Source organism: Knoellia sp. AC549, assembly GCF_979258975.1.
The window spans coordinates 3,482,315-3,505,548 of sequence record NZ_OZ409890.1 but is presented as its reverse complement, the minus strand read 5'-3'; the positions used below and the strand labels follow the sequence as shown (position 1 = coordinate 3,505,548).

Genomic DNA, 23,234 nt, shown 5'->3' with positions numbered 1-23,234 from the left:
GTCACGACATTTCCGGTAGGAGCGAGACGACGAGGTCGATGAGCTTGATGCCGACGAAAGGCACGACGACGCCACCGACCCCGTAGACGAGGAGGTTGCGGCGCAGGAGGGCGGCGGCGCTCGAGGGCCGGTAGCGAACTCCCCTGAGCGCCAGGGGAATCAGCGCGACGATGATGAGCGCGTTGAAGATGACGGCCGAGAGCATGGCGCTCTTGGGCGAGCTCAGCTGCATGACGTTGAGGGCATCGAGCCCCGGGAAGAGGCCGACGAACATCGCGGGGATGATCGCGAAGTACTTCGCGACGTCGTTGGCGATCGAGAAGGTCGTGAGCGCGCCCCGCGTGATGAGCAGCTGCTTGCCGATCTCGACGATCTCGATGAGCTTCGTCGGGTCGGAGTCGAGGTCGACCATGTTGCCGGCCTCCTTGGCGGCCGACGTCCCGGTGTTCATCGCCACGCCGACGTCGGCCTGGGCCAGGGCCGGAGCGTCGTTGGTGCCGTCGCCGGTCATGGCGACGAGCCGGCCGCCGTCCTGCTCGCTGCGGATGAGCCGCAGCTTGTCCTCGGGGGTCGCCTCGGCGAGGAAGTCGTCGACACCGGACTCGCGGGCGATGGCCGCTGCCGTGCGCGGGTTGTCGCCGGTGATCATCACCGTGCGGATGCCCATGGCGCGCAACGTGTCGAAGCGCTCCTTCATGCCGGGCTTGACGACGTCCTTGAGATGGATGACGCCCACGGCCCGAGCGCGCTCGCCCGGGGAGGCGCTCGCGACGACCAGGGGCGTGCCCCCGGACTCGGCGATGCGCGCGACGAGCTCGTCCACGACGGGTGGCACGACGCCACCCTCGGAGGCGACCCACGCCGCCACTGCTGACCCGGCGCCCTTGCGGATGCGCGTGCCGTCAGGCAGGTCGACGCCACTCATGCGGGTGGTTGCGCTGAACTCGTGGACCACCGCGCCCTGGCGGCTGAGCGACTCTGCGCTGCGGTCGTCCTCGATGCCGCCCAGGGTGCGGCTCAGCGTGACGATGGAGCGACCCTCGGGCGTGAGGTCGGCGAGCGAGGACAGGTATGCCGTCTGCGCCAGCGAGCTGCCTTCCTCGCCTCCCTCGGCAGGCAGGATCTCGTGCGCCTGCCGGTTGCCGAAGGTGATCGTGCCCGTCTTGTCGAGGAGCAGGGTGGAGACGTCGCCGGCCGCCTCGACGGCGCGGCCGGACATGGCAAGGACGTTGCGCTGCACGAGACGGTCCATGCCGGCGATCCCGATGGCGGACAGCAGTGCCCCGATCGTGGTCGGGATGAGGCAGACGAGCAGGGCGATGAGCACGATGACCGGCTGGAGCTCGCCCGAGTAGGCCGCGAACGGCTGGATGGCCATGACGCTGGCCAGGAAGATGACGGTCAGGGTCGTGAGGAGGATCGTCAGGGCCACCTCGTTGGGCGTCTTCTGCCGGTCCGCACCCTCGACGAGGGCGATCATCCGGTCGATGAAGCTCTCCCCCGGCTTCGTCGTGATGCGCACGACGATGCGGTCGGACAGGACGGTCGTGCCGCCGGTCACCGCGCTCCGGTCACCACCGGACTCGCGGATGACCGGGGCGGACTCGCCGGTGATGGCCGACTCGTCGACCGTGGCGACACCCTCGACGACGTCGCCGTCGCCGGGAATGACCTCTCCCGCCTCGACGACCACCTCGTCGCCGATGCGGAGCTCGCTGCCGGGCACGCTCTCCTCACCGGAGCGCGTGAGCCGTCGCGCGACGGCGTCCCGCTTCGAGGCCCGCAGGCTCGCTGCCTGCGCCTTGCCTCGGCCCTCCGCGACAGCCTCTGCCGCATTGGCGAAGAGCACTGTGGCCCAGAGCCACCCGGCGATCGACCACGCGAAGATGCTCGGGTCGGCGACGGCGAGGCCGGTGGTGAGGACGGAGCCGATCCAGACGACGAAGATGACCGGTGACCGCCAGACGTGGCGGGGGTCGAGCTTGACGAACGCCTGGGGAGCGACGGTCATGAGTGCTGCGGTGTTCATGCGAGTGCCTCCGCGAGGGGACCGAGTGCGAGTGCCGGGAAGAAGGTGAGCCCGGCGAGGATGAGGGCGATGCCGACCAGCAGGCCGACGAAGAGCGGCGTGTGCGTGGGCATCGTCCCGACGGTCTCCGGCCGCCTCCTCTGCTCGACGAGGAGTCCGGCGAGGCGCAGCACGAGCAGCATCGGCAGGAACCTGCCGAGGAGCATGCACAGTGCGAGCGTGAGGTTGTGCCAGGGGTTGTCGGCTCCGAGCCCCGCGAAGGCGCTGCCGTTGTTGTTGGCGGCTGAGGCGTAGGCATAGAGCACCTCCGTCAGGCCGTGGGGGCCGCTGGCCGACATCGTCTCGCGGGGTCCGGCCATGGCCAGCGAGGCACCGGTGAAGCCGAGGACGAGCACGGGCATGACCAGGGAGGAGAGCGCAGCGCAGGTGACCTCGCGCCGCCCGATGGTCTTGCCGAGGTACTCAGGAGTCCGCCCCACCATGAGTCCGGCGACGAAGACCGAGAGGATCGCGATGACGAGGATCCCGTAGAGCCCGGACCCCACCCCGCCCGGTGAGATCTCGCCCAGCAGCATGTTGCCGAGGAGCACGCCGCCACCCAGGGGGCTGTAGCTCTCGTGCAGGGAGTTCACCGCACCGGTCGAGGTGCCGGTCGTCGAGGCCGCGAAGATCGTCGAGCCCCACAGGCCGAAACGCACCTCCTTGCCCTCCATGGAGCCCGGTGCGCCTGTGGCCGCCGACATCTCTGCCCACGTCGTGAGGGCGACGCTGCCGAGCCAGAGCAGCCCGGCGAAGGACGTGAGGGCCCACCCCTGGCGCCGGTCGCCGACGACGATGCCGAACGTGCGGGTGAGGGCGAACGGGATGACGAGCATCAGGAAGATGGCGGCGAGGTTGGTCAACGGGGTCGGGTTCTCGAAGGGGTGCGCCGAGTTGGCGTTGAAGTAGCCACCCCCGTTGGTGCCGAGCTGCTTGATCGCCTCCTGCGAGGCGACGAGCCCACCCCGGAGGACCTGCTCGACGCCGTCCAGGGTCAGAACCGTCATCGGCGACCGGAGGTTCTGGATGACACCTCCGAGCATGAGCAGGACGGCGCCGATGAAGGCACCGGGCAGGAGGACGCGGATGACGATGCGGGTGAGGTCGACCCAGAAGTTCCCGATGAGCGAGGTGCTCGAGCGCGCGATCGCCCGCATCAGGGCGCCGACCACGGCGATGCCCACGGCGGCCGAGGCGAAGTTCTGGACGGTCAGCCCCACGGTCTGGACGAGCGGACCGACACCGACCTCACCGGCATACGACTGCCAGTTGGTGTTCGTCACGAACGAGACGGCCGTGTTGAGGGCCGTGTGCCAGGACATGCCGTCCGTCCCCTGGGAGAGGGGCAGGCGGCTCTGGCTCGTGATGAGCGCGAAGAGCAGCGCGATTCCCGTGAGGGAGAACGCGATGACGCTCGCGGCATAGGACTTCCAGCCCTGCTCCGCGGCTGCGTCGACACGCACCAGCCGATGGACGGCACGCTCCGCCCGCCAGTGCGTGGTGTCGGTGAGCGTCGTCGCCAGCCAGGACCCGAGCGGGACCCCGGCGGCGACGAGGAGGGTGATGAGGACCCCAAGGGTGAGCAGGCCGCTCACGGTGTCGCTCATCAGAACCTGTCCGGTCGGAGGAGCGCGTACACGAGGTAGGCCAGGACTGCGGTGCCGGCGACTGCGCCGATGAGGTTTTCGATCACGTCGTCAGTCAAGGGCTCGTCGCTGTCCGCGGACGCCACCTTGACGGCTCCCTGACTGGCCCTGACGCGTTCTTGACGGATGTGAGAGCGTGGCGCCGTGCGCGACACTCCGGCCCGGGCCGCCCTCCGCGAGATGGGGGTGCTCCGAGAGGCCCACAGCGGCGCGTGGCTCGAGCTGAGCACGTCCGGGACGACAGCGGCAGCTCGCACGGTGCACCGGTCAGTGGCGTCCTGGGAGGCGAGCTTCGACCACGTCAGCCGGCTCACCGGGACGGTGGCGACCGACCGGGTGCTCGTGCCGGCGCCGCCGAGCGGGTCGATGTTCGCGTTCGCGCGCGCGCACCTGGCCCACGTCGGCGCGGAGGCCGTGAACCTGCCCCGGTGGAGCCTGCGCGACGCCGAGTCGGCGCTGGCCACGTGCACGCTGGCGCACCTCACACCGGCGATGCTCATCGGCCTGCTCGACCGTGACCTCGGCCGGCTGCGCACCGTCGTCTGCGCCGGCGCCGCACTGCCCGAGGCCGTGCGACGGCGTGCCGAGTCGGCTGGGGTGCACGTCGTCGACTACTACGGCGCCGCGGAGCTCAGCTTCGTGGCGATGCGCGTCGATAGTCGCATGGACCCCTTCCCCGAGGTCGAGGTCGACCTGCGCGACGGGGTGATCTGGGCGCGAAGCCCATGGCTCGCCGACGGGTATGCCCCCGGGCAGCGCGGTCCCCTGGTCCGCGACGGCGAAGGCTGGGCGACCGTCGGTGACCGAGGGCGTCTCGAAGACGAGCTCGGGCTCGTCGTCCTCGGCCGCGGTGACGACGCCGTGACGACAGGGGGCGCGACGGTGCTGTGCGCCGATGTGGAAGCCGCGGTCCTCACCCTCCCGGGGATCTCCGGGGCCGTGGCCATCGGTTCGCCCCATGCCGAGCTCGGCGAGCTGCTCGAGGTCGTCGTCGTCGGCGCCCTCCCCCTCGACGTCGACGAGCTGCGTTCCCGCACAGCCGAGCTCGTGGCACGCACGCACGTTCCTCGACGCTGGCACGTCTGGACCGAGCTGCCCCTGACAGCGGCCGGCAAGGTCGACCGCGCGCAGGTTCGGAGCCGCCTCGCGGCCGAGCGTGCCATGGAGCCCACGGCGTGATCGACGACCGGACCCCCGTCATCGTCGCCGCACGACGGACCCCCATCGGCACTGCCGGGCTCGCCCTGCGCGACGTCGACGTCATCGGCCTGGCCGCTCCCACCCTGCGAGCGACCGCCGACGATGCCGGGCTCACCACACCTGCGCACGTCGTCCTGGGCAACTGCATGGGACCGGGTGGCAACGTCGCGCGCGTCGCTGCCCTGGCGGCCGGGTTCGACGTCGCGACGCCTGCCATGACCGTCGACCTGCAGTGCGGGAGCGGGCTGGCCGCCCTCACGACGGCCTGCGCGCTCATCCGCTCCGGCTCGGTCGAGAGCGCGCTCGCCGGTGGCGCTGAGAGTGCCAGCACCGCGCCGTGGCGCTTCTGGCCCCCGGCGCATGACACTGTGCCGCAGCGGTATTCGCGCGCACCCTTCGCGCCGGCGGAGATCGGCGACCCCGAGATGGGCGCGGCCGCCGACGACGTCGCTCGCCGCTGGGGCATCACACGCGAACGACAGGACGCGTATGCCGTCCGCTCCCATTCCCGCGCGGCCGCGGCTCGCGCTGCCGGCCGCTTCGACGACGAGCTCGTGCCGCTTCCCCAGCTGTCGGCTGACCAACGCGTCCGTACCGGCCTTCGCCTCCATACCCTGGCCCGACTCCCCTCAGCCTTCACAGTCGGGGGCACAGTCACGGCGGGCAACGCCTGCGGGATCAACGACGGTGCCGCCGCGGTCGCGGTGGTGACCGAGGCGCAACGGCGGGCGGACGGCATACCCGGTCTGGCCTGCATCGACTGGGCAACGGTCGGTTCGGACCCCAACCTCCCGGGCGTCGGGCCGGTGTCAGCCGTGCGAGATCTGCTGCGCCGCAACGATGTGGCGCTCGATGACGTGGGAGCGATCGAGGTCAACGAGGCCTTCGCCGCCCAGGTGCTGGCGTGCTGCGACGAGCTCGGGCTCGACGAGGAACGGGTGTGCGTCGAGGGCGGCGCCCTCGCGCTGGGCCATCCGTGGGCTGCGTCCGGTGCCGTGCTGGCAGTCCGCCTGTTCAGCCAGATGGTCCGCCACGACGGCCCCGAGCTGGGGCTCGCCACCATCGCCGTCGGCGGTGGCCAGGGAGTCGCCCTGTTGGTCCAGCGTGTCGGCTGACCGAATGGGTACGGTCAGAGGATGGAATCCGCACCCGCCGCCGACAGGGACGAGACCGACACCGAGCGGTTCGACCGCAACTGGGACGAGCGCCTCCAGGAGCTGCGCGTCACCCAGACGGGGGTCCAGCTGCTCGCCGGCTTCCTGCTGACGCTTCCCTTCCAGCAGCGCTTCGGGACGATCACGGAGGTCCAGCGCAACGCCTACCTCGTCGCCCTCACGACCGCGGTCCTCGCCACAGCCCTCTTCGTGGCGCCGGTCAGTGCGCATCGGCTGATGTTCAGGCGGCAGGCCAAGGCCGAGCTGGTGCGCTTCGCCGACATCGCGGCTCGCACCGGGCTCGTCATCCTGGCCGTCAGCATCACCGCGGCGACCTTCCTCATCTTCGACGTCGTGATGGGTCGAGGTGTCGCGCTGGGTGCCGCCGCCGTGGCCGTGATGGTGTTCCGCGTCAGCTGGTGGGTGCTCCCGCTCGTCGTCCGGCATCGCCTCACCCGTCGATGATGTCCTCGGCGACGTCGACGGCCCGGTCGATGGGCACGGCGAAGCCGATCCCGATCGACCCCGAGGCCCGTCCGCTGATGGTCGCGATCGCCGTGTTGACGCCGACGACCTGGCCGTCGAGGTTGACGAGCGGGCCGCCGGAGTTGCCCGGGTTGATCGAGGCGTCGGTCTGGATGACGCGTTGGCTCGCGCCTCCCCCGAGTCGCGCCGACCGCTCCACCGTGCTCACGATGCCGGCCGTGACCGTCCCGTCGAGGCCGAGCGGGGACCCGACGGCGATCACCGGCTGACCGATCCGCAGGGCCGAGGACTGCCCGATCTGCGCCGGCTCGAGAGCCTGCGGGTTGGCGCGCAGCACGGCGATGTCGTCCTGCTCGCTGCTTCCGACGACGGTGGCCCTCACTGTGCGGCCGCCGGCGAGCTGGAGGGTCACCGACGACTCACCCTCGATGACATGGTGGTTCGTCATGACATGACCGCGGTCGTCGAGGACGAAGCCCGACCCGGTGGAGCGCCCGGCCCGGATCTGGACCACGCTCGGCAGGATCGTCTGCGCCGCGGCCTCCTCGGTGCCCGCACCGGACGCAGGTGCGCGTCCCGTGGGTGGTTGGGCGACGATGCCCGGCCCGGACGAAGGGGCGTCGTCCGGGCCGAGCACGACGGCTGCGCCGGCGCCTGCGAGCCCGCCTGACAACGCTGATGCCAGGAGGAGCGCGGGGAGCCGGCTGCGTCGCCGCTCCCGACCGGGGGGCACCGTTGCACTCCCGGTCGAGTCTGGGGGGCCTGCCAGGGCGGGCGGGCCGGGCAGGGGGCGGCGGAGGAAGTCAGGTCCCGCCGGCTGCCCGAGGCCGAGCCATCGCTGAGGGCTGGCTGGACCACTGCGGGGGGTGTGGTCTGGAGGCATGAGCGACATGTCTTCTCCTGAGGGGGTGTTCACGGGAGGCGGGCGAACCACCGGAGCGACATGGCTCCGGCTGCCAGACCGAGGAGGAATCCGAGGGCTGAGAGGTAGGGCGTGATCTCGCGCGGCTCGGTGCGCCAGCCGATGGAGGAGCCGATGTCGTCATAGACCTCGGCGAGCTCGTCCCCGCTCTCGGCCGTGTAGGCCTGCCCGCCCGTGCCCTCGGCAAGCGTGGCGAGGGACTCGACGTCCACGGGGACCGGGATGACCTGCCCCTGGAGCTCGACCGTGCCGTCCTGTGTGCCGTAGGCGATGGTCGACACCGGGACCGCGGCCTCGGTCGCCGCGGTCGCCGCCTCCTCCGGGCTGCGGCCCGAGGTGTTCGTGCCGTCGGACAGCAGGACGATCCGCGCAGGCACGTCGACGTCCGCCTCCCCCTCGGCCATCGACGCCACCTGGTCGAGCGAGGTGAAGACCGCCTCTCCGATCGCCGTGCTGTTGGCCATGGGGAGGTTGTCCAGCGCTGCTGCCACGGAGTCATGGTCGGTCGTCGGGGCAGCGAGCACGGACGTGGATCCGGCGAACGTCACGAGACCGACGTTGAACGTCTCCGGGAGGTTCTCGATGAACGCCGCTGCGGCATTGCGGGCGGCCTCCATGCGGTTCGGCTCCACATCGGTCGCCTCCATCGAGCGGGACACGTCGATGGCCACGATGACGGTGGCGCGTTCATGGGGCACCCGGACGTCGATGACCGGCCGCGCCGCGGCCAGCCCCAGGGCCGTGAGGGCGAGTAGGAACGCGGCAGCCGGCGCGTGGCGGCGCCAGCCGGGCTGCTGGGGCGCCACCTTGTCGAGCAGCGGGAGCGCAGCGAACCGGACGGCATACCTGCGTCTGCGTCGTTGCAGGACGACGTAGGTGGCTGCCAACGCCGCCAGCGGGATGAGGAGGAGGAGCCACAAGGGTGAGAGGAGCTGCATCATCGAACCTTCCGGTCGACCCGACGCGTTCGACGCCGGGAGAGGATGTAGCGGGCCAGGTCGCGCACCCAGTCGGAGTCGGTGCGGACGACCACGTGACCGGCGCCGCTCGCCCGGACGGCATCGGCGACGGCCGCTCGGTGTCGTGCGGCGAGCTCGGCGTATCGCTGCCTCAGCACAGGGGTCGTGTGCACCTCACGCGCTCGTCCGGACTCCGGGTCCCGGAGGACGACCAGCCCGAGGTCGGGCAGCTCCAGCTCTCGCGGGTCGAGGACCTCGACGACGATCACGTCGTGCCGCGCCGAGAGCCGACGCAGGGCCGGCTCCCAGGTGAACGGTCGCTCGGTGGCGCCGTCGGGGTCGACGAAGTCGCTGACGACGACTCGCAGTCCCGGTCGTCGGTGCCGCCGCTCGAGCGCGGTGATCGCCTCGCCCAGCGTCGTCGTGTCGACCCGGCGGTCGGCGCGCGGTGCACCGGTCACCGACCTGAGCGTGCGGCGGGCGCTGACCCGCCCCGGGAGTGGAGCGTCCCACTCGAGGCCGGTCGGGGTGAGGTGCGCGACGCCGACCCGGTTGCCGGGCCCGTCGGTGAGCAGGCCGACGGACCCGGCGACCCATCCGGCCACGTCCCGCTTCTCGCTCAGCGCCGTGCCGAAGTCCATGCTCGGCGTCTCGTCGACGAGCACCCACGTGTCGAGCTCGTGCTCGGCGAGGGGTCGCCAGACGTGCGGCTCGCCCGTGCGCGCGGTGACGTTCCAGTCCATCCGACGCACGTCGTCCTCGCCCGCCCGGTAGCGGACGACCTCCTCCGGGTCCGACCCGGCGCCCAGCCGGGTGCCGGTGCGGTCGCCCTGCAGCAGGCCGTTGAGCCGACGCCGGACGACGAGGTCGAGCGCCTTGAAGGCCCGGTCCCCGGCGCGGGACCGGTCACGTGTCGGGTCAGCCATGGCCGCCCTGCCCGGTCGGCGGCGCTGCGCCGGCCACGACCGAGTCGTGCTGCGTCGGAGCCACCTCCGGGACCGGCACGGCGGCGAGGACCGCACTGGCGACGGCTCGTGGGTCGACACCGTCGGCGACCGCCTCGAAGGACAGGACGATGCGGTGCGAGAGGACGTCGGGGGCGATGTCGGCGATGTCTCCGGGCAGGACGTAGTCCCGACCGCGGAGCAGGGCGAGTGCCCGGCCCGCGGCGACGAGGCCCAGCGTGGCGCGGGGACTGACGCCGAAGTTGACGACACCGTCGAGGTGGCCCAGCCCGAACCGGTGCGGCTCGCGGGTCGCGATGACGAGCCCCACGGCATACTGCGCGACCGCGTGATGGACGAAGACCCGGTCGGCGGCCCGTTGCAGCTCCTGGACCTCGTCGAGCTCGAGGGTGAGGTGGGCCCGCGGTGGGTCCACGCTCATGCGCTGCAGGATCGTCAGCTCCTCGACGTCGGTGGGGTAGCCCACGTCGACCTTGAGGAGGAAGCGGTCCCGCTGCGCCTCGGGGAGCTGGTAGACGCCCTCGGACTCGATCGGGTTCTGGGTCGCGAGCACGAGGAACGGGGAGGGCAGGGCGAACGTCCTACCGCCGATCGTCACCTGGCGCTCGGCCATCGCCTCGAGCAGGGCCGACTGCACCTTGGCCGGCGCGCGGTTGATCTCGTCCGCGAGGACGAGGTTGGCGAAGATCGGGCCCAGCTCGGTGTCGAACGCGTCGCTCGACGGACGCCAGACCCGCGTGCCGACGATGTCGCCGGGCATGAGGTCGGGGGTGAACTGGAGCCGGCTGAACGTCCCACCGATCGCCTCGGCGAGGGTCCGGACGGCGAGGGTCTTTGCCACACCGGGCACGCCCTCGAGGAGGACGTGCCCGCGAGCGATGAGGCCGACGAGCATCCGCTCGACCATGTGGTCCTGCCCGACGACGACCTTCTTCACCTCGAAGAGGGTGCGTTCGAGCGCCGCGCCACCGGACTGCGGCTGCACCGTCCGCTGCTCTTGCGTCACAGCGTGCCCGCGTCCGGAGTCTCGGGCGTGGCCGAGGGGCTTCCCGATCCGCTGCCGTCCTTCTCGGGGCAGTCCTCGCGGTCGGCGCCAGTCGCAGCGGGCCCGGCGGGCGACTCGACGAAGGTGCCGTACTGGACGCCCTCCGTGTCCGCACCCCCTCCACCGACGGCGTATGCCGCCCCCGCACCTCCCAGCGCGAGCATCAGTGCCGCGGCCCCCGCGACGGCGAACCGCCTGGCTCGGGGGGCCGTGTCCTCGTCAGGTCCGGGCGTCGAGCTGAAGGTGTGGTCGTCGTGGTTGGTCATGTCGCTCCTCGGGGTCCGGTTGGGTGCCTGGCCCACCGCCGTGGCGGGCCGTGGACCCAGACCATCAAGAGGGTGCGAAAACGAGCGGCAAGGGCGGAGAAAGGGCACCGAAAGAGCGTTGGGACGAGGCGTCCGGCCGCGGCTACGGTGAGCCCATGCGGGTGCTCATCATCGAGGACGAGGAAGGCCTGGCCAGTGCGTTGCGCATCGGCCTGGTGCGTGAGGGGTATGCCGTCGACCTCGCCACGTCGCGACGGGAGGCGAGCGAGAAGCTCGCCCTCACGGCATACGACATGGTCCTGCTCGACCTCACGCTGCCGGACGGCAACGGGTTCGAGATCGCCGAGGGGCTGCGCTCCGGTGCGCTGCCGACCCCGTCCGGTCGGGACGTCCGCATCCTCATGCTCACCGCTCGCAGCGGCCTGCCCGACCGGGTCAGGGGTCTCGACGTGGGGGCCGACGACTACTTGGTCAAGCCGTTCGCGCTCCCGGAGCTCACGGCCAGGTTGCGGGCCCTGCTGCGACGCGACGTCCGCGGCTCCACGTCGGTCCTGCGCGTGGGGGACCTCACCCTCGACACGAGCCGCCAGATCGCCCATCGTGGGGTGCGCGAGCTCTCGCTCACGCTCAAGGAGTTCGGTGTCCTGCGCTACCTCATGAGCCGCCCCTGGCACGTCGTCTCGACCGAGGAGCTGCTCGAGCACGTGTGGGACGAGAACGCCGACCCGTTCACCCAGACCGTGCGCGTCACCGTCGGCACGCTGCGTCGCAAGCTTCTCCACCGGGGACGAGGTCCCGCTGCTCGAGACCGTCATCGGACGGGGCTACCGGCTGCGCGAGGGAGGCGACCCCACGTGAGAGCGCCCGCCTGGACGCGCACCATCCGCACCCGGCTGACCCTGACCTACTCGGGACTGCTCTTCGGCATCACCTCGCTGCTCCTCGGAGCGGTCTATCTCGCGCTCTCACGGTCGATCGAGTCGAAGCCGCTCGACCCGGTGACGGTGAAGAAGTTCCAGAAGGGCGACGGCGGGATCGTGAGCTACCGCCCGGGAGAGGACTTCCAGGCCGCGGACATCCGCGACGTCCAGGAGTACGTCAACTACAACACCCTCGAGACCCTGCGGACGTACTCCTTCATCGCCCTGGCCGTGCTCTTCCTCATCAGCCTCCTCATCGGCTGGTGGGTCGCCGGTCGCGCCCTGCGACCGGTCGGTCGCATCACGACGACAGCGCAGGAGATCACCGCCTCCGACCTCTCCCGGCGCATCGCGGCGACGGGCCCCCACGACGAGCTGCGCACCCTCGCCGACACCGTGGACGACATGCTGGGACGGCTGGAGAAGTCGTTCAGCGCCCAGCGCGCCCTCGTCGACGACGTGTCGCACGAGCTGCGCAACCCCATCGCCGTCGTCCAGGCCAACGTGGACGCCGTCCTCTCCCGGGAGGACGTGTCGGCGCAGGACCGGGCCCACGCGGCCCATCTCGTGTCGCGAGCCACCTCCCGCATGGCCAGCCTCGTCGACGACCTCCTCGCCACGGCGCGCAGCCGGTCGGGAGCCTTCGTCGACCGCGAGGTGGACCTCTCCGAGCTCGCCGCTCAGGTCGTCGAGGAGCACCGACTCCTGGCCCAGGCCCGGGGCCTGCGGCTCGACCGGCGACTCGCGCCGGGTCCTCGCGTCATCGCCGACTCGGAGGCCCTGTCGCGAGCTCTCGACAACATCCTCGCCAACGCGGTGCGCCTCTCCCCCGGTGGCGAGGACATCACCATCGCCTCGGGCTCGATGCAGGGTTGGGCGTGGGTGGCCGTGCGCGACAGCGGACCGGGCATCGCCCCCGAAGACCGGGAGCGGGTCTTCCACCGGTTCGGCCGGACCGGACCAGCCGGTGACAACAGCGGTCACGGGCTGGGACTGGCGATCTCTCGCCAGGTCGTCGAGTCCCACGAGGGCCGGATCGACCTCTTCAGCGAGGTCGGGGTGGGCAGCACGTTCGTCGTCTGGCTCCCCGACCGCGCGATCGCCCGGGACGGCGACCGGTCACGCACTCCCCCGGTCACCGACCCGCTCGGTCGCGTCTGACGGTCAACCGAGCGGGGTGAACCGCTACTTCATCGTGCCTTGCGACAGGGATCCCTGGAGCTGGCGCTGCGAGATGATGTAGACCGCCAGCACGGGGGCGATCGTGATGACCACGGCCGCGAAGAGCTGGCCGAAGTCCACGGCATACCCGGCCTGCGAGGCGAAGCGCGCCATCCCCTGCGAGAGGACGTAGTTGTCCTCGTTGGTGTTGAGGGCCACCGGCAGCAGGAACTGGTTCCACAGGCCGAGGAAGTTGAAGATCGAGATGGCGACGATGCCGGGGCGAGCCATGGGCAGCATCACCTGGAAGAAGGTGCGCCACTCCCCCGCACCGTCCAGCTCGGCGGCCTCGGCGATCTCCTGCGGCAGCGCTCGGAAGAACGGGAACAGGAAGAACACCGTGAAGGGGAAGGCGAACGCGACATAGGTGGCGATGAGGCCCGGCAGGGTGTTGAGGAGTCCGGTGTTCTTGAGCACGAAGAACAGCGGCACGATCGCGAGGAAGACCGGGAAGGTCAGGCCGGCGAGGATGAGATAGTACACGATGCTGCTGCCGGGGAAGGGATACCTCGCGAGGGAGTATGCCGCCGCGGAGCCCAGGACCATGACGATGACCAGCGACGCGGTGACGACGATGACCGAGTTGAGCATGTACTGGCCGATGTTGGAGTCGGTCCAGGCGTTGACGTAGTTGTCGAAGGACCAGTTCTCGGGCAGCGACAGCGGCGACTGGAAGATCTCGCTCGTCGTCTTCCACGACGACAGGAAGACCCAGACCAGCGGAAGCACGACGATGACGGTCCAGATCGACAGCACGATGTGGGACACCACGGAGACGGTGCGGTCTCCTCTGGACGCCTCACCCTCCGAGGTGTTCGGCGCCTTCGGTGCGGTGACCTTGGTGGGGGTCTCGGTGGTCATCAGCGGTCCTTCCCACCGGTGAGGCGGTTGACGAGGAAGACGGTGGCGGCGAACAGCAGGGTCAGCACGGCGAGGACGACACCCATGGCGCTGGCCAGACCGAACTGGCCCTTCTTGAAGGCGGTGTTGAACAGGTCCTGGGTGATCGTCAGGGTGGAGTTCTGCGGGCCGCCGCTCGCGTTGAGGGCCGCCATGTAGACGAACGCGTCGAGCGCGAGGATGCCGAGATAGATGTAGGCGGTCTGGATGGTCTCGCGCACCATCGGGAGGGTGACCATCATCGTCATCCGGATGCGTCCGGCCCCATCGACCCGGGCGGCGTCGTAGAGCTCGGCGGGGATGCCCTTGATGGCGGCGATGAAGAGCACCATGTAGAAGCCGACGAAGCCCCAGATGATGACGAACATCGTCACCGGCATGGCCGTGGAGACCTCACCGAGCCACGCGAAGGACTCGAACTTGTCGAGCCCGAGCGAGGTGAGCACCCCGTTGACCAGACCCGCGGAGGGGTCGAACATCTGCGCCCACACGAGGCCGATGACGATGGCCGGGATCGTGTAGGGGAAGAACGACACGATGCGGTAGAGCGAGGACCGGCTGAGACCGCGCACGGCGCCCGTGCCTGCCCCGCCGACCGTGACCATCGTGGCCAGCGCCAGGGCCAGCACGATGGTGGTGAAGGGGACGACCAGCGCGAGGAGCAGGTTGTTGCGGACGGCCTTGAGGAAGATGTCGTCCGTGAGGAGGTTCTGGTAGTTCGCGAGCCCGACGAAGTCGAAGGTGTCGGAGAACCCGCTCCAGTTGGTGAGCGAGTAGATGAACGCCTGGAGGAACGGCCACAGCACGAACACCGTGTAGAAGGCGAACGGGATGCCGAGTGTCACGAGGAGGAAGCCCTTGCGCGCCAACGGCATACGCCGTCGTCGTGGCTTCTTCATCACGCTCGCCGTGGTGCGGGGAATGACTGTGGTCATGGGTGTCCTTGCTTCCTTCGGCCGGACCGGCGGGTGCCGGTCGTGGCGGCGTCAACCCGCCCGAGACACGGGGTGGGCAAGATTGTGCCCGGCCTGGCACAGGGGTGCCGGGCCGGGCACAGGGGTCAGCTGACCTCGACCTTCTTGACCGACGAGTCCTTGGCGACCTTGTCGGTGATGGCCTGCAGCTGCTTCGTGAGGGCGGCCGCGTCGATCTGTCCGGAGAGGAAGGCATTCCACGGGACGAGCTGGTCCTGGTTCATGCCGTAGATGTCGACGAAGTTCCAGGTGAACACGTCGTCCCCGGCCTCCTTGAGCATCTTGCCCTGGGACTGCAGAGCCGTGGAGCCGAAGCCGTCCTCGGGCACGGTGTCCTTGACGATGGTCGCGGACAGCTTGGTCTTGGCGAAGTTCGTCGCCGCCTCCTTGGACAGCATGGTCCGCAGAAGCTCCTTGCCACCGGCGGGGTTCTTGGACTTGCTCGGCACGATGAACGGCTCACCGGCGGCCGAGTGCAGAGCCGTGTAGGGCATCTGGGAGCCGGAGGTGAGGGTCATCTCCGGGGCGCCCGTCATCATGAAGCCCTCCTTGGTCTGGTCCTTGATCTCGTTCTCGATCCAGGAACCGGACGGGTAGAGCAGTGCTGCCTGGTCGTTGCTCCACTGGGCCTGGGCGGCGGTGAACTGGGTTCCACCACCACCGGGCTTCATGTAGCCGTTCTTGACGATCGTCTCCATCGCCTTGATGACGCCCTGCATGGCCGGGTGCGACCAGCAGTCGGGCTTGAGGTTCTCGAAGGACAGGCGGACCTCGTCGCCACCCTCCTTCATCGCCGAGGCGAGCGCGAGCGTCTGGTAGTAGGTCGCGGCCTCCTTGCCCCACAGCATGAGGAACTTGCCCTTGGCCTTGGCCTTGGCTCCGAGGTCGATGGCCTCGTCCCACGTCTTGGGCGCGGTCCAGCCGTTGGCCTCGAACAGCGACGCGGAGTACCAGATTGCGTAGACGGTCTGGACGTAGTTGATGGCCACGAGCTTGTCGCCGATCGTGCCGGGAGACTCGACGCCCGGGTAGAGCGTGTCCTGGATCGTCGTGCCCTCGAGGTTCTTGGCGGCGAAGACGTCCTTGAGGTCCTCGAGCTGGTCGGCGATCGTGCTGAGGCCGATCGCGTTCGCACCCGAGTTGTCGATGAGGTCCGGCGGGTTGCCGCCGACGAAGCGGGGCTGGAGCTCCTGGGCGATCTGGGTCGAGGGCTTGACCGTGAACGTGCTGCCGGCCTGGTTCTTCTGCGCGAGGTTGGCCGCGAAGGTGACGTAGTCGAAGCCGTAGCCGCCGTTGAAGATGACGGCCTCGACGGTGGCCTTGTCAGCCATGCCGAACGGGTTCGTGTCGCTCTTGCTCCCGCCCGCAGCGCTGGGGGCGTCGTCGGACTCGCCGCCACCGGTGGCACAGCCAGCCAGGGACAGAGCAGGAAGCGCGAGGCCTCCCGCGAACGCCAGACGCACGATCGTGCGCCGATCCACTTGCTTGCCTCGAGGGTTCATCCACTCCTACTTCCGGTACGGGGCGGAAACACCACCCGTCGTTGGGCACCACGGTGATCTGTGGCAATGGCCATATCGTGCTCGGCGTGATTGATTGTGTCAAGGATGTTGACCCAATCACTCACAATCGAGCACTGTTTGTGACATGACCGAACAACGACCCGCCTCCGCTCGCCTCCGGTCCCTGCCCGTGACAGGAACCTCGGCCGGACCGACGAGTCCGATGGCGGCAATCACACCCGTGCGTGGTGCGACCACCATACGAGTCAGCGACGCCGCCGACGCGGAAATGGTGGAGCGGATCCAGCGAGGACCGCTGGCCTCACCGCTGCCCTACGGCGTGCTCAGCGACTACGACCGGGCCGACGAGAACCTGCAGCTGCCCGCCATCGAGCTCGACAACGGCGTGGTGCGAGCTGTGGTGCTTCCCTCGCTCGGCGGCCGGGTCTGGTCCCTCGCGTCCCTCGAGGACGGGCAGGAACGGCAGCTGGTCCACCAGAGCTCGCGCCTGCGTTGGGCCAACTTCGGCCTCACGAACGCGTGGTTCGCGGGTGGCATCGAGTGGAACCTCGGGTCGACCGGCCACACCACCCTGTCGAACCAGCCGATGCACGCCGCCATCCTGGACACGACGCTGGGACCGGTCGTGCGCCTTTGGGAGTGGGAGCGCACCCGTGACCTCGTCCTCCAGGTCGACCTGTGGCTCAGCGGCGCGCGGCTGATGGCATCCACGCGGGTGCACAACCCCGATCCCGAACCCAAGCCTCTCTACTACTGGACCAACATCGCGGTCCCGGAGACGCCGGGCACGCGGGTGCTCGTGCCGGCCAGCACGGCGTGGCGCACCGACTACGCCGGGGTCCTCGAGCGCGTGCCCGTCCCCTTCCCGGACGCACCGGACGGACCGGACGGACCGGACGGACCGGACGCGGTCGACGTGAGCGTCGCCCGGGCCAGCAGGTATGCCGCCGACTACTTCTACGAGGTCGGCGACCAGGAGGGTCGGATGGTCGCGGCCGTCGAACCGGACGGCCGAGGCCTCGGCCAGACGTCCACCGCGGCCCTACGGGGCCGCAAGCTGTTCTTCTGGGGACACGGCCCCGGTGGGCGCCGCTGGCAGGAGTGGCTCGGCTCCGCCGGGTCCCGCTACCTCGAGATCCAGGCCGGGGTGTGCCCGACCCAGCTGGAGCACGACCTCCTCCACGGCGACGACAGCATCAGCTGGACCGAGGCGTTCCTCCCCCTCGACCTGGACCCTGCCGTGGCTGGGGGCGACTACCCGACGGCCGCCGCAGCCGCGCGCGATGCCGTCCACCGTGCGGCGCCGCCGCAGTGGCTGGCCGAGCAGCACGAGGCGTGGCTCCGGGACGTCGCGGACTCGGTGCCCGGCGAGCTGGTCCACACCGGCTCTGGGTGGGGTCGGGCAGAGCTGGCCCTGCGCCACGCAGCCGGTCCCGACGGCACGCCCTTCCCGGAGGTCGCCGACGAGAGCCTGCCCCTGCGCCGACTCGTCGAGGACGACGACGGCGGCGCCCTCGACGACATCTCGGTGGACCACCCGTCCCTGCCGGTGGTCTCGGACCGGTGGGTCGCACGCCTGGAGGCCGAGCGGGTCAGAGGAGCCGGCTGGTGGGTCGAGTACGCACTCGGCACCGCACGCCACGTGCGTGGGGACCTCGAAGGTGCGCGCACGGCATACGAGCAGAGCTGTGAGCTTCAACCCACGGCAGTGGCGCTGCGAGGGCTGGCCCTGCTGTCCGACGACCCCACCCGTCGCGTCGAGCTGTATCGCCGGGCACGTGCCCTCGCACCCGACGACCGCCGCCTGGCCGTCGAGGTGCTCGAGGCACTGCGAGACGCCGGCCGCCACGACGAGGTCGTGGCGACCGTGGAGGACCTGCCGGCCGGTGTGCGCACCCACGGACGCACCCGGATGCTGCTGGCGCAGGCCTTGGCCGCGTCGGGCAAGGACCGGGCTGCCCTCGACCTCCTCGAGGACCTCGAGGTGCCCGACCTGGCAGAGGGTGACCAGACGCTCTCCGAGCTGTGGGAGCGGTTGCGTCCCGGCGAGCCCGTGCCCGCCCACCTTGACTTCCGGATGTCCTCTCCCCCTCCCACCGACGAACCCGGAGAAGCCGGTCCGGCCTGACCCAATCCGGACCCGGCTCCGCTCCGAATGTGAGGTGGGTCACTTCCCGCGCGAGCATCCCTGTTCGAGCCCCGTGGCCCGGCGCGACCGAACGTCTCGGCTGCGCTCGAGCGGAGGAGAACGATGAAAGACACGAACAGGCGGACCTTTATCGCCGGCGCCGGAGGCAGTGCAGCAGCTGCTGCGGTGACCACGACCGCGTTCTCGGCCTCGGCCTCGGCCGCCCCCACCGAGTCAGGCGGCACCCCCGAACGACTCGTGGCCTGGGTGGACGACCCCCAGACCGGTCGACTGACCCTCATGCTCGGCGAGGAAGAGGTCACCGTCCACGACGCCGACCTCGTCCGTCGCCTCACGCGCGCGGCAAGGGGCTGACGACATGTCCTCGCACCGCGAAGCCCCAGAGGTCTCGAAGGACCCCGTCGCCGACAACACCGACGTCTACGCCTTCGTCAGCCCCGACAAGCCCGACACCGTCACCCTGGTCGCCAACTTCATCCCGTTCCAGAACCCGCAGGGCGGGCCGAACTTCTACGAGTTCGGTGACGACGTGCTCTACGAGATCCACGTCAGCAACAAGGGCGACGCCCGGGCCGACGTGACCTACCAGTTCCGATTCACCACCAAGATCCGCAACGACAACACGTTCCTCTACAACACCGGCCCCATCGGTTCCATCTCCGACCCGGCGTGGAACCGGCCCCAGCACTACTCGGTCAGCCGGATGGCCAGGGGCGACCGCCCTCGCACGCTCGCCAGCAACCTCCCCTGCCCGCCCGTCAACATCGGGCCGCGCTCGACGCCGGACTACGCCCGGTTCACCGAGCAGGCCGTGCAGTCGATCCAGGGGGGCCGCAAGGTCTTCGCGGGTCAGCGTGGCGACGGCTTCCACGTCGACCTCGGCAGCATCTTCGACCTCGGGACCCTGCGCCCGTTCCAGATGGCCCACCTCATCCCGTCGGCAACGGCGGCAGGAGTCAACGGGACCCAGGGACTCAACGTCCACAGCATCGCCATCCAGGTCCCCATCCGCGACCTCACGCGCGGCGGGAACCGACCCACGGACGTGGCCTCGGCCGGATCCGTCATCGGGGTCTGGGCCACAGCGAGCCGACAGAAGTCGAGGATCTGGGACGGCCGCCGTGGCAAGCACGTCTTCCACGGCCCGTGGAGCCAGGTGTCCCGCCTGGGCAACCCTCTCTTCAACGAGGTCATCACGCCGATGGCTCGCAAGGACGCGTGGAACACCGCGAGGCCTCGCAACGACCGCGACTACGCCAGGTACGTCGCCCAGCCCGAGCTCGCCCGCCTGCTCCCCGTCCTCTACCCCGGGGTGTTCCCGAAGCTCGCGGCCTACAAGAAGGACCGGGCGGACCTGCTCGCCATCCTCCTGACCGGGATCCCCTCCGGCGTCGTCCCCGGTTTCCAGAACTACACCGGTCCGACGCAGGCGGACATGCTCCGGCTCAACGTCGCTGTCCCACCGAGCGCCAACCCGAACCCCATCGGACTGGTCGCTGGCGACGCCGCCGGGTTCCCCAACGGGCGACGCATCGTCGACGACGTCGTGGCCATCGAGCTGCGTGCGGTCGCCGGGGCGACCATCCCCCTCGTGGACCCGTCCTACACGCCTGACGCAGCCAGCGCCGGCCTGACCGACGGGACCACCAACACCAACCTGCCCTACCGCGACACCTTCCCCTACCTGGCCGACCCGGCGGGCGGCTACCAGACCGCTCCCGGCACACCGGCCGCCTGACCCGGGACGGAGGAAGACATGTCCAGCTCGGAGAACCCGTGGGCCGGCCAGGGCGCTGTCCTGCTCGACATCGGCGGCACCGTCGGCGCGCTCATCGTCACGATGCCACCCGAGACCGAGGGCCTCGAGGTCGAGATCCGTGCGCTCGACCACGGGCACGCCCACGGTGAGGAGCACGGCCAGCACAGTCACGACGGCTCAGCCCATCACCACCCGCATGTGGCCGTCGTCGCTCGTCCCGGCCCGTCCCAACCCGCTCACACGTTGGTCTACCCGAACCTCGAAGAGGGTCGCTACGACCTCGTCCCGCTGCCGGGCGACCGGGTCGCGCTCACCGCCACCGCGCGCGGTGGGACGGTGACCTGGGTGGACTGGCCGACCACGGATGAACCGGTCGCAGTCTGACCGGTGACCGTCCACGCTCGTCGGAGGTGAGGGACCTTGGACGAGAACCGCGACACCCCCGGTCCGCACCTCGCGTGCGGACCGGGGGTGTCGTGGTTCGGCGGCCTGCACGACGAAACCCGCCGGCCGGAGAGGCGAGCTCTCCGTCCGGCGGGTTGTCGTCGTGGTGGGCGATACTGGGATCGAACCAGTGACCTCTTCCGTGTCAGGGAAGCGCGCTACCGCTGCGCCAATCGCCCGTGAGGGGTACTACTTGAGGTGGAGACGGGATTTGAACCCGTGTAAACGGCTTTGCAGGCCGCTGCCTCGCCTCTCGGCCACTCCACCATTGAGGGGTGGCTAACCCTCCGAGCGGATGACCGGGTTCGAACCGGCGACCTCAACCTTGGCAAGGTTGCGCTCTACCAACTGAGCTACATCCGCGAAACACTCACGAACTTTCGTTCGTGGCGTGCGGAGAGACATTAACTGATCCCGGACGTGAACTCCAAACCCACCCGTTTCACCGGCCCGATCCGACTCGGATCCGGGGGATCACCAGGGTTTCGTCGTCGTTGATCGGGGTCAGCGGACGCCGCGCCGCGTCGCGGATGCCGCTGAGGTCGAGGTCGTCGTCGGCACCTTCGCCAGCACCTCGCTCGGCGCCTTCGTCGACGTCCTCGTCGCTCTTCCCCTCGCCGCCACGCCCACCGGCCCCCCGGGTGTCCTCCCTCTCCGCAGCTCGTTCCGTGTTGGCCGCACTCCTCCCTGGCAGGACCAGGTCGGCCAGCCGCTCCCGCAGCCCACGGTCGTCCCCGGCCGGCCAGAGGTTGCGGATGGCGGCGTTGAGGGCGGCGCCGATGAGGACGGCGATGGCCAGCATGTAGAGCCAGATGAGCAGGACGATCGGCGCGCTGAGCGGCCCATAGATGGAGGCCCCGCCGAGCGAGGCGGCGATGGTTCCCCGCACTGCGAACGAGGCCACGACCCAGATCAGCAGGGTGAGCACCGCGCCGGGGATGTCGCGGGTCCAGGGGCTCCGCAGTGGGGTGGACACGTGGTACAGGCTCGTGAACGTGGCGATGACGAGCAGCGAGACGACCGGCCAGTAGAGGAGGGTGAGGAAGTCCCAGGCGTCCGGCAGGAAGTCCCCGAGAAGCGTCGGTCCGATGAGCACGAGCGGGATGGTGATGACCCCGACGAGCAGGGCCACGACGTAGAGCGAGAAGCTGAGCGCCCGCGTGGGCACGATGCCGCGCACCCCGGACTGCCCGTACATGATCGAGACGGTGTCGACGAGCACGTTGAGCGCTCGCGACCCGGACCACAGCGACAGCACGAAGCCGACCGAGATGAGGTCGAAGCGCCCGTCCTGGAAGACGTCGTCGACGGTCGGTGACAACGTCCTCGAGATGATGTCCTCGGTGAGGAAGCGGCCGGCATACTCGGCGATCGCCAACCGCACCTGCTGGACCGTGTCCTGACCGAGCCAGCGCCCCACATAGCCGACCCCGCCGAAGAGCCCGAGGACGAGCGGCGGCAGGGACAGCAGCGCGAAGAAGCCGGCCTCGGAGGCCAGCCCCGTCACGCGGTAGCGCAGGCAGATGCGGATCGTCTCGACGGTGAGGCGGGCCAGCGACTCCAGAGCAGGGAACCGCGCCAGCCACCCCCTGAGGCGTCGCTTCGCACCATTCACGCGTTCACGCTATCTGGCGCACCGGCGGGCGAGAGCCCAGGACACGTTCTTCGCGCGACACGAGCGGGTCACGAACCATCGCCGGTCCCGGTGCGGACTAGGGCGTCTCCGCCAGGCGCTTCTGCTCCGCTGCGACGTCGAAGTCGGCCTCTGGCCACTGCGGGTCGAGGGCGGTGAGGTGCTCGAGGACCAGGTTGGTCACCGCCAGCCGGGCGTACCACTTGCGGTCGGCCGGCACGACGAACCAGGGCGCGTCGTCGGTCGAGCACTTCTCGACCGCTGCCTGGTAGGCCTCCTGGTAGGCCGCCCAGTGCGCCCGCTCGTCGAGGTCGCCGGGGTTGAACTTCCAGTGCTTGTCGGGCCGCTCGAGCCGCTCGGCGAGCCGTGCCTTCTGCTCGTCGCTGGAGATGTGGAGCATGACCTTGATGACGGTCGTGCCGGACGCGACGACCTTCTTCTCGAAGGTGTTGATCTGGGCGTAGCGCCGTGACCACTGGGCGGGCGGGACGAGGTCGTGCACCCGCACGATGAGGACGTCCTCGTAGTGGGACCGGTCGAAGACACCGATCTGGCCCGCCTCCGGCAGAGCGTTGCGGATGCGCCAGAGGAACGGGTGCCTGCGCTCCTCCGCCGAGGGCGCCTTGAACGAGGTGATGTCGACACCCTGCGGGTCGAAGGCACCGACGACGTGCCGCATGATGCCGCCCTTGCCGGAGGTGTCCATGCCCTGGATGATCAGCAGGACAGACCGCTTCCCGCCGGCCTTGGACTCGGCATAGAGCCGCTCCTGCAGCTCGGCCAGCTGGTCACCGAGTCCTGTGAGTGCTTCCACGCCGGCCACCTTGTCGCCGTCGAAGCCCGGCGTCGAACGCGGATCCAGAGCAAGGAGCTCGAACCCCTCACCGACGCGCAGCGCCTCCGTGAACGACGTGGGCGTGACGGCCGCGACCTTCGCGTCCTTGCCGGCCTTCTTGTCCTTCGAGCTTCTTCTTCGCCATTCCCGCATCCTGTCACTCGG

General features: G+C 70.0%; 21 protein-coding genes and 3 tRNA genes. 8 read left to right on the top strand and 16 right to left on the bottom strand.

The window, feature by feature from the left end:
* Position 1: 1 nt before the first annotated feature.
* Genes kdpB through kdpF form a run of 3 tightly spaced genes read right to left on the bottom strand, consistent with a single transcriptional unit; the run spans position 2 to position 3,800 of the window.
* A complete protein-coding gene (kdpB, locus tag ACZZ98_RS17045; protein WP_463517356.1) occupies positions 2–2,029 on the bottom strand; it encodes a potassium-transporting ATPase subunit KdpB in 2,028 nt (675 codons plus the stop codon).
* Entirely contained in the window at positions 2,026–3,675 is a 1,650-nt protein-coding gene (kdpA, locus tag ACZZ98_RS17040; protein WP_463517355.1) for a potassium-transporting ATPase subunit KdpA, read from the bottom strand. The genes kdpB and kdpA overlap by 4 nt, the downstream gene beginning before the upstream one ends.
* Positions 3,675–3,800, bottom strand: coding sequence for a K(+)-transporting ATPase subunit F (gene kdpF / locus ACZZ98_RS17035; protein WP_463517354.1), 126 nt, complete (start codon positions 3,798–3,800; stop codon positions 3,675–3,677). The genes kdpA and kdpF overlap by 1 nt, the downstream gene beginning before the upstream one ends.
* A gap of 58 nt (positions 3,801–3,858) precedes the next feature.
* Between kdpF and ACZZ98_RS17030 the strand changes: the two genes are divergently transcribed.
* Genes ACZZ98_RS17030 through ACZZ98_RS17020 form a run of 3 tightly spaced genes read left to right on the top strand, consistent with a single transcriptional unit; the run spans position 3,859 to position 6,533 of the window.
* Positions 3,859–4,893, top strand: a complete 1,035-nt coding sequence (locus ACZZ98_RS17030) for a class I adenylate-forming enzyme family protein (protein ID WP_463517353.1) — start codon at positions 3,859–3,861, stop codon at positions 4,891–4,893.
* A complete protein-coding gene (locus ACZZ98_RS17025; RefSeq protein WP_463517352.1) occupies positions 4,890–6,029 on the top strand; it encodes a thiolase family protein in 1,140 nt (379 codons plus the stop codon). The genes ACZZ98_RS17030 and ACZZ98_RS17025 overlap by 4 nt, the downstream gene beginning before the upstream one ends.
* 21 nt (positions 6,030–6,050) lie before the next feature.
* On the top strand, positions 6,051–6,533 hold the full coding sequence (locus tag ACZZ98_RS17020; protein ID WP_463517351.1) for a DUF6328 family protein: 483 nt from the start codon (positions 6,051–6,053) through the stop codon (positions 6,531–6,533).
* Here ACZZ98_RS17020 and ACZZ98_RS17015 read toward each other — a convergent pair.
* From ACZZ98_RS17015 to ACZZ98_RS16995, 5 genes are all read right to left on the bottom strand, one after another.
* A complete protein-coding gene (locus tag ACZZ98_RS17015) occupies positions 6,520–7,287 on the bottom strand; it encodes a S1C family serine protease (RefSeq protein WP_463517350.1) in 768 nt (255 codons plus the stop codon). The genes ACZZ98_RS17020 and ACZZ98_RS17015 overlap by 14 nt on opposite strands.
* Before the next feature lie 179 nt (positions 7,288–7,466).
* The gene (locus ACZZ98_RS17010; protein ID WP_463517349.1) at positions 7,467–8,417 is read right to left on the bottom strand and encodes a VWA domain-containing protein; all 951 of its coding nucleotides are present in this window, start codon (positions 8,415–8,417) and stop codon (positions 7,467–7,469) included.
* The gene (locus ACZZ98_RS17005; RefSeq protein ID WP_463517348.1) at positions 8,414–9,361 is read right to left on the bottom strand and encodes a DUF58 domain-containing protein; all 948 of its coding nucleotides are present in this window, start codon (positions 9,359–9,361) and stop codon (positions 8,414–8,416) included. The genes ACZZ98_RS17010 and ACZZ98_RS17005 overlap by 4 nt, the downstream gene beginning before the upstream one ends.
* On the bottom strand, positions 9,354–10,385 hold the full coding sequence (locus tag ACZZ98_RS17000) for an AAA family ATPase (RefSeq protein ID WP_463517347.1): 1,032 nt from the start codon (positions 10,383–10,385) through the stop codon (positions 9,354–9,356). Before ACZZ98_RS17000 ends, ACZZ98_RS17005 begins: the two co-directional genes overlap by 8 nt.
* A gap of 17 nt (positions 10,386–10,402) precedes the next feature.
* A complete protein-coding gene (locus tag ACZZ98_RS16995) occupies positions 10,403–10,711 on the bottom strand; it encodes a hypothetical protein (protein WP_463517346.1) in 309 nt (102 codons plus the stop codon).
* Positions 10,712–10,866: 155 nt separating this feature from the next.
* On the opposite strand from ACZZ98_RS16995, the gene ACZZ98_RS16990 reads away from it, so the two are divergent.
* Positions 10,867–12,792, top strand: a complete 1,926-nt coding sequence (locus ACZZ98_RS16990; RefSeq protein ID WP_463517345.1) for an ATP-binding response regulator — start codon at positions 10,867–10,869, stop codon at positions 12,790–12,792.
* A 24-nt stretch (positions 12,793–12,816) separates the two neighbouring features.
* Here ACZZ98_RS16990 and ACZZ98_RS16985 read toward each other — a convergent pair whose 3' ends face one another.
* The 3 genes from ACZZ98_RS16985 to ngcE form a co-directional block, all read right to left on the bottom strand.
* Positions 12,817–13,713 carry a carbohydrate ABC transporter permease gene (locus tag ACZZ98_RS16985; RefSeq protein ID WP_463517344.1) on the bottom strand — a complete coding sequence of 299 codons (897 nt, stop codon included), beginning with the start codon at positions 13,711–13,713 and terminating at the stop codon, positions 12,817–12,819.
* Entirely contained in the window at positions 13,713–14,687 is a 975-nt protein-coding gene (locus ACZZ98_RS16980) for a carbohydrate ABC transporter permease (RefSeq protein WP_463517343.1), read from the bottom strand. The genes ACZZ98_RS16985 and ACZZ98_RS16980 overlap by 1 nt, the downstream gene beginning before the upstream one ends.
* A 125-nt stretch (positions 14,688–14,812) precedes the next feature.
* The gene (ngcE, locus tag ACZZ98_RS16975) at positions 14,813–16,228 is read right to left on the bottom strand and encodes an N-acetylglucosamine/diacetylchitobiose ABC transporter substrate-binding protein (RefSeq protein WP_463517342.1); all 1,416 of its coding nucleotides are present in this window, start codon (positions 16,226–16,228) and stop codon (positions 14,813–14,815) included.
* Between the two features lie 223 nt (positions 16,229–16,451).
* Between ngcE and ACZZ98_RS16970 the strand changes: the two genes are divergently transcribed.
* The 4 genes from ACZZ98_RS16970 to ACZZ98_RS16955 all read left to right on the top strand — a co-directional run bounded on the left by ACZZ98_RS16970 (position 16,452) and on the right by ACZZ98_RS16955 (position 20,541).
* A complete protein-coding gene (locus ACZZ98_RS16970; RefSeq protein WP_463517341.1) occupies positions 16,452–18,377 on the top strand; it encodes a DUF5107 domain-containing protein in 1,926 nt (641 codons plus the stop codon).
* A 123-nt stretch (positions 18,378–18,500) separates the two neighbouring features.
* Entirely contained in the window at positions 18,501–18,752 is a 252-nt protein-coding gene (locus ACZZ98_RS16965; protein ID WP_463517340.1) for a hypothetical protein, read from the top strand.
* Between the two features lie 4 nt (positions 18,753–18,756).
* Positions 18,757–20,136, top strand: coding sequence for a DUF4331 domain-containing protein (locus ACZZ98_RS16960; protein ID WP_463517339.1), 1,380 nt, complete (start codon positions 18,757–18,759; stop codon positions 20,134–20,136).
* Between the two features lie 18 nt (positions 20,137–20,154).
* The gene (locus ACZZ98_RS16955; RefSeq protein WP_463517338.1) at positions 20,155–20,541 is read left to right on the top strand and encodes a hypothetical protein; all 387 of its coding nucleotides are present in this window, start codon (positions 20,155–20,157) and stop codon (positions 20,539–20,541) included.
* Between the two features lie 164 nt (positions 20,542–20,705).
* Here the strand turns inward: ACZZ98_RS16955 and ACZZ98_RS16950 are convergent.
* The 5 genes from ACZZ98_RS16950 to ACZZ98_RS16930 form a co-directional block, all read right to left on the bottom strand.
* Positions 20,706–20,780: transfer RNA gene (locus ACZZ98_RS16950), tRNA-Val, on the bottom strand.
* 17 nt (positions 20,781–20,797) lie between these two features.
* Positions 20,798–20,868: transfer RNA gene (locus ACZZ98_RS16945), tRNA-Cys, on the bottom strand.
* A gap of 23 nt (positions 20,869–20,891) precedes the next feature.
* Positions 20,892–20,964: transfer RNA gene (locus ACZZ98_RS16940), tRNA-Gly, on the bottom strand.
* Positions 20,965–21,043: 79 nt separating this feature from the next.
* Positions 21,044–22,216 carry a YihY/virulence factor BrkB family protein gene (locus ACZZ98_RS16935; RefSeq protein WP_463517337.1) on the bottom strand — a complete coding sequence of 391 codons (1,173 nt, stop codon included), beginning with the start codon at positions 22,214–22,216 and terminating at the stop codon, positions 21,044–21,046.
* A gap of 97 nt (positions 22,217–22,313) precedes the next feature.
* A complete protein-coding gene (locus ACZZ98_RS16930) occupies positions 22,314–23,222 on the bottom strand; it encodes a PPK2 family polyphosphate kinase (RefSeq protein WP_463517336.1) in 909 nt (302 codons plus the stop codon).
* Positions 23,223–23,234: the final 12 nt, after the last annotated feature.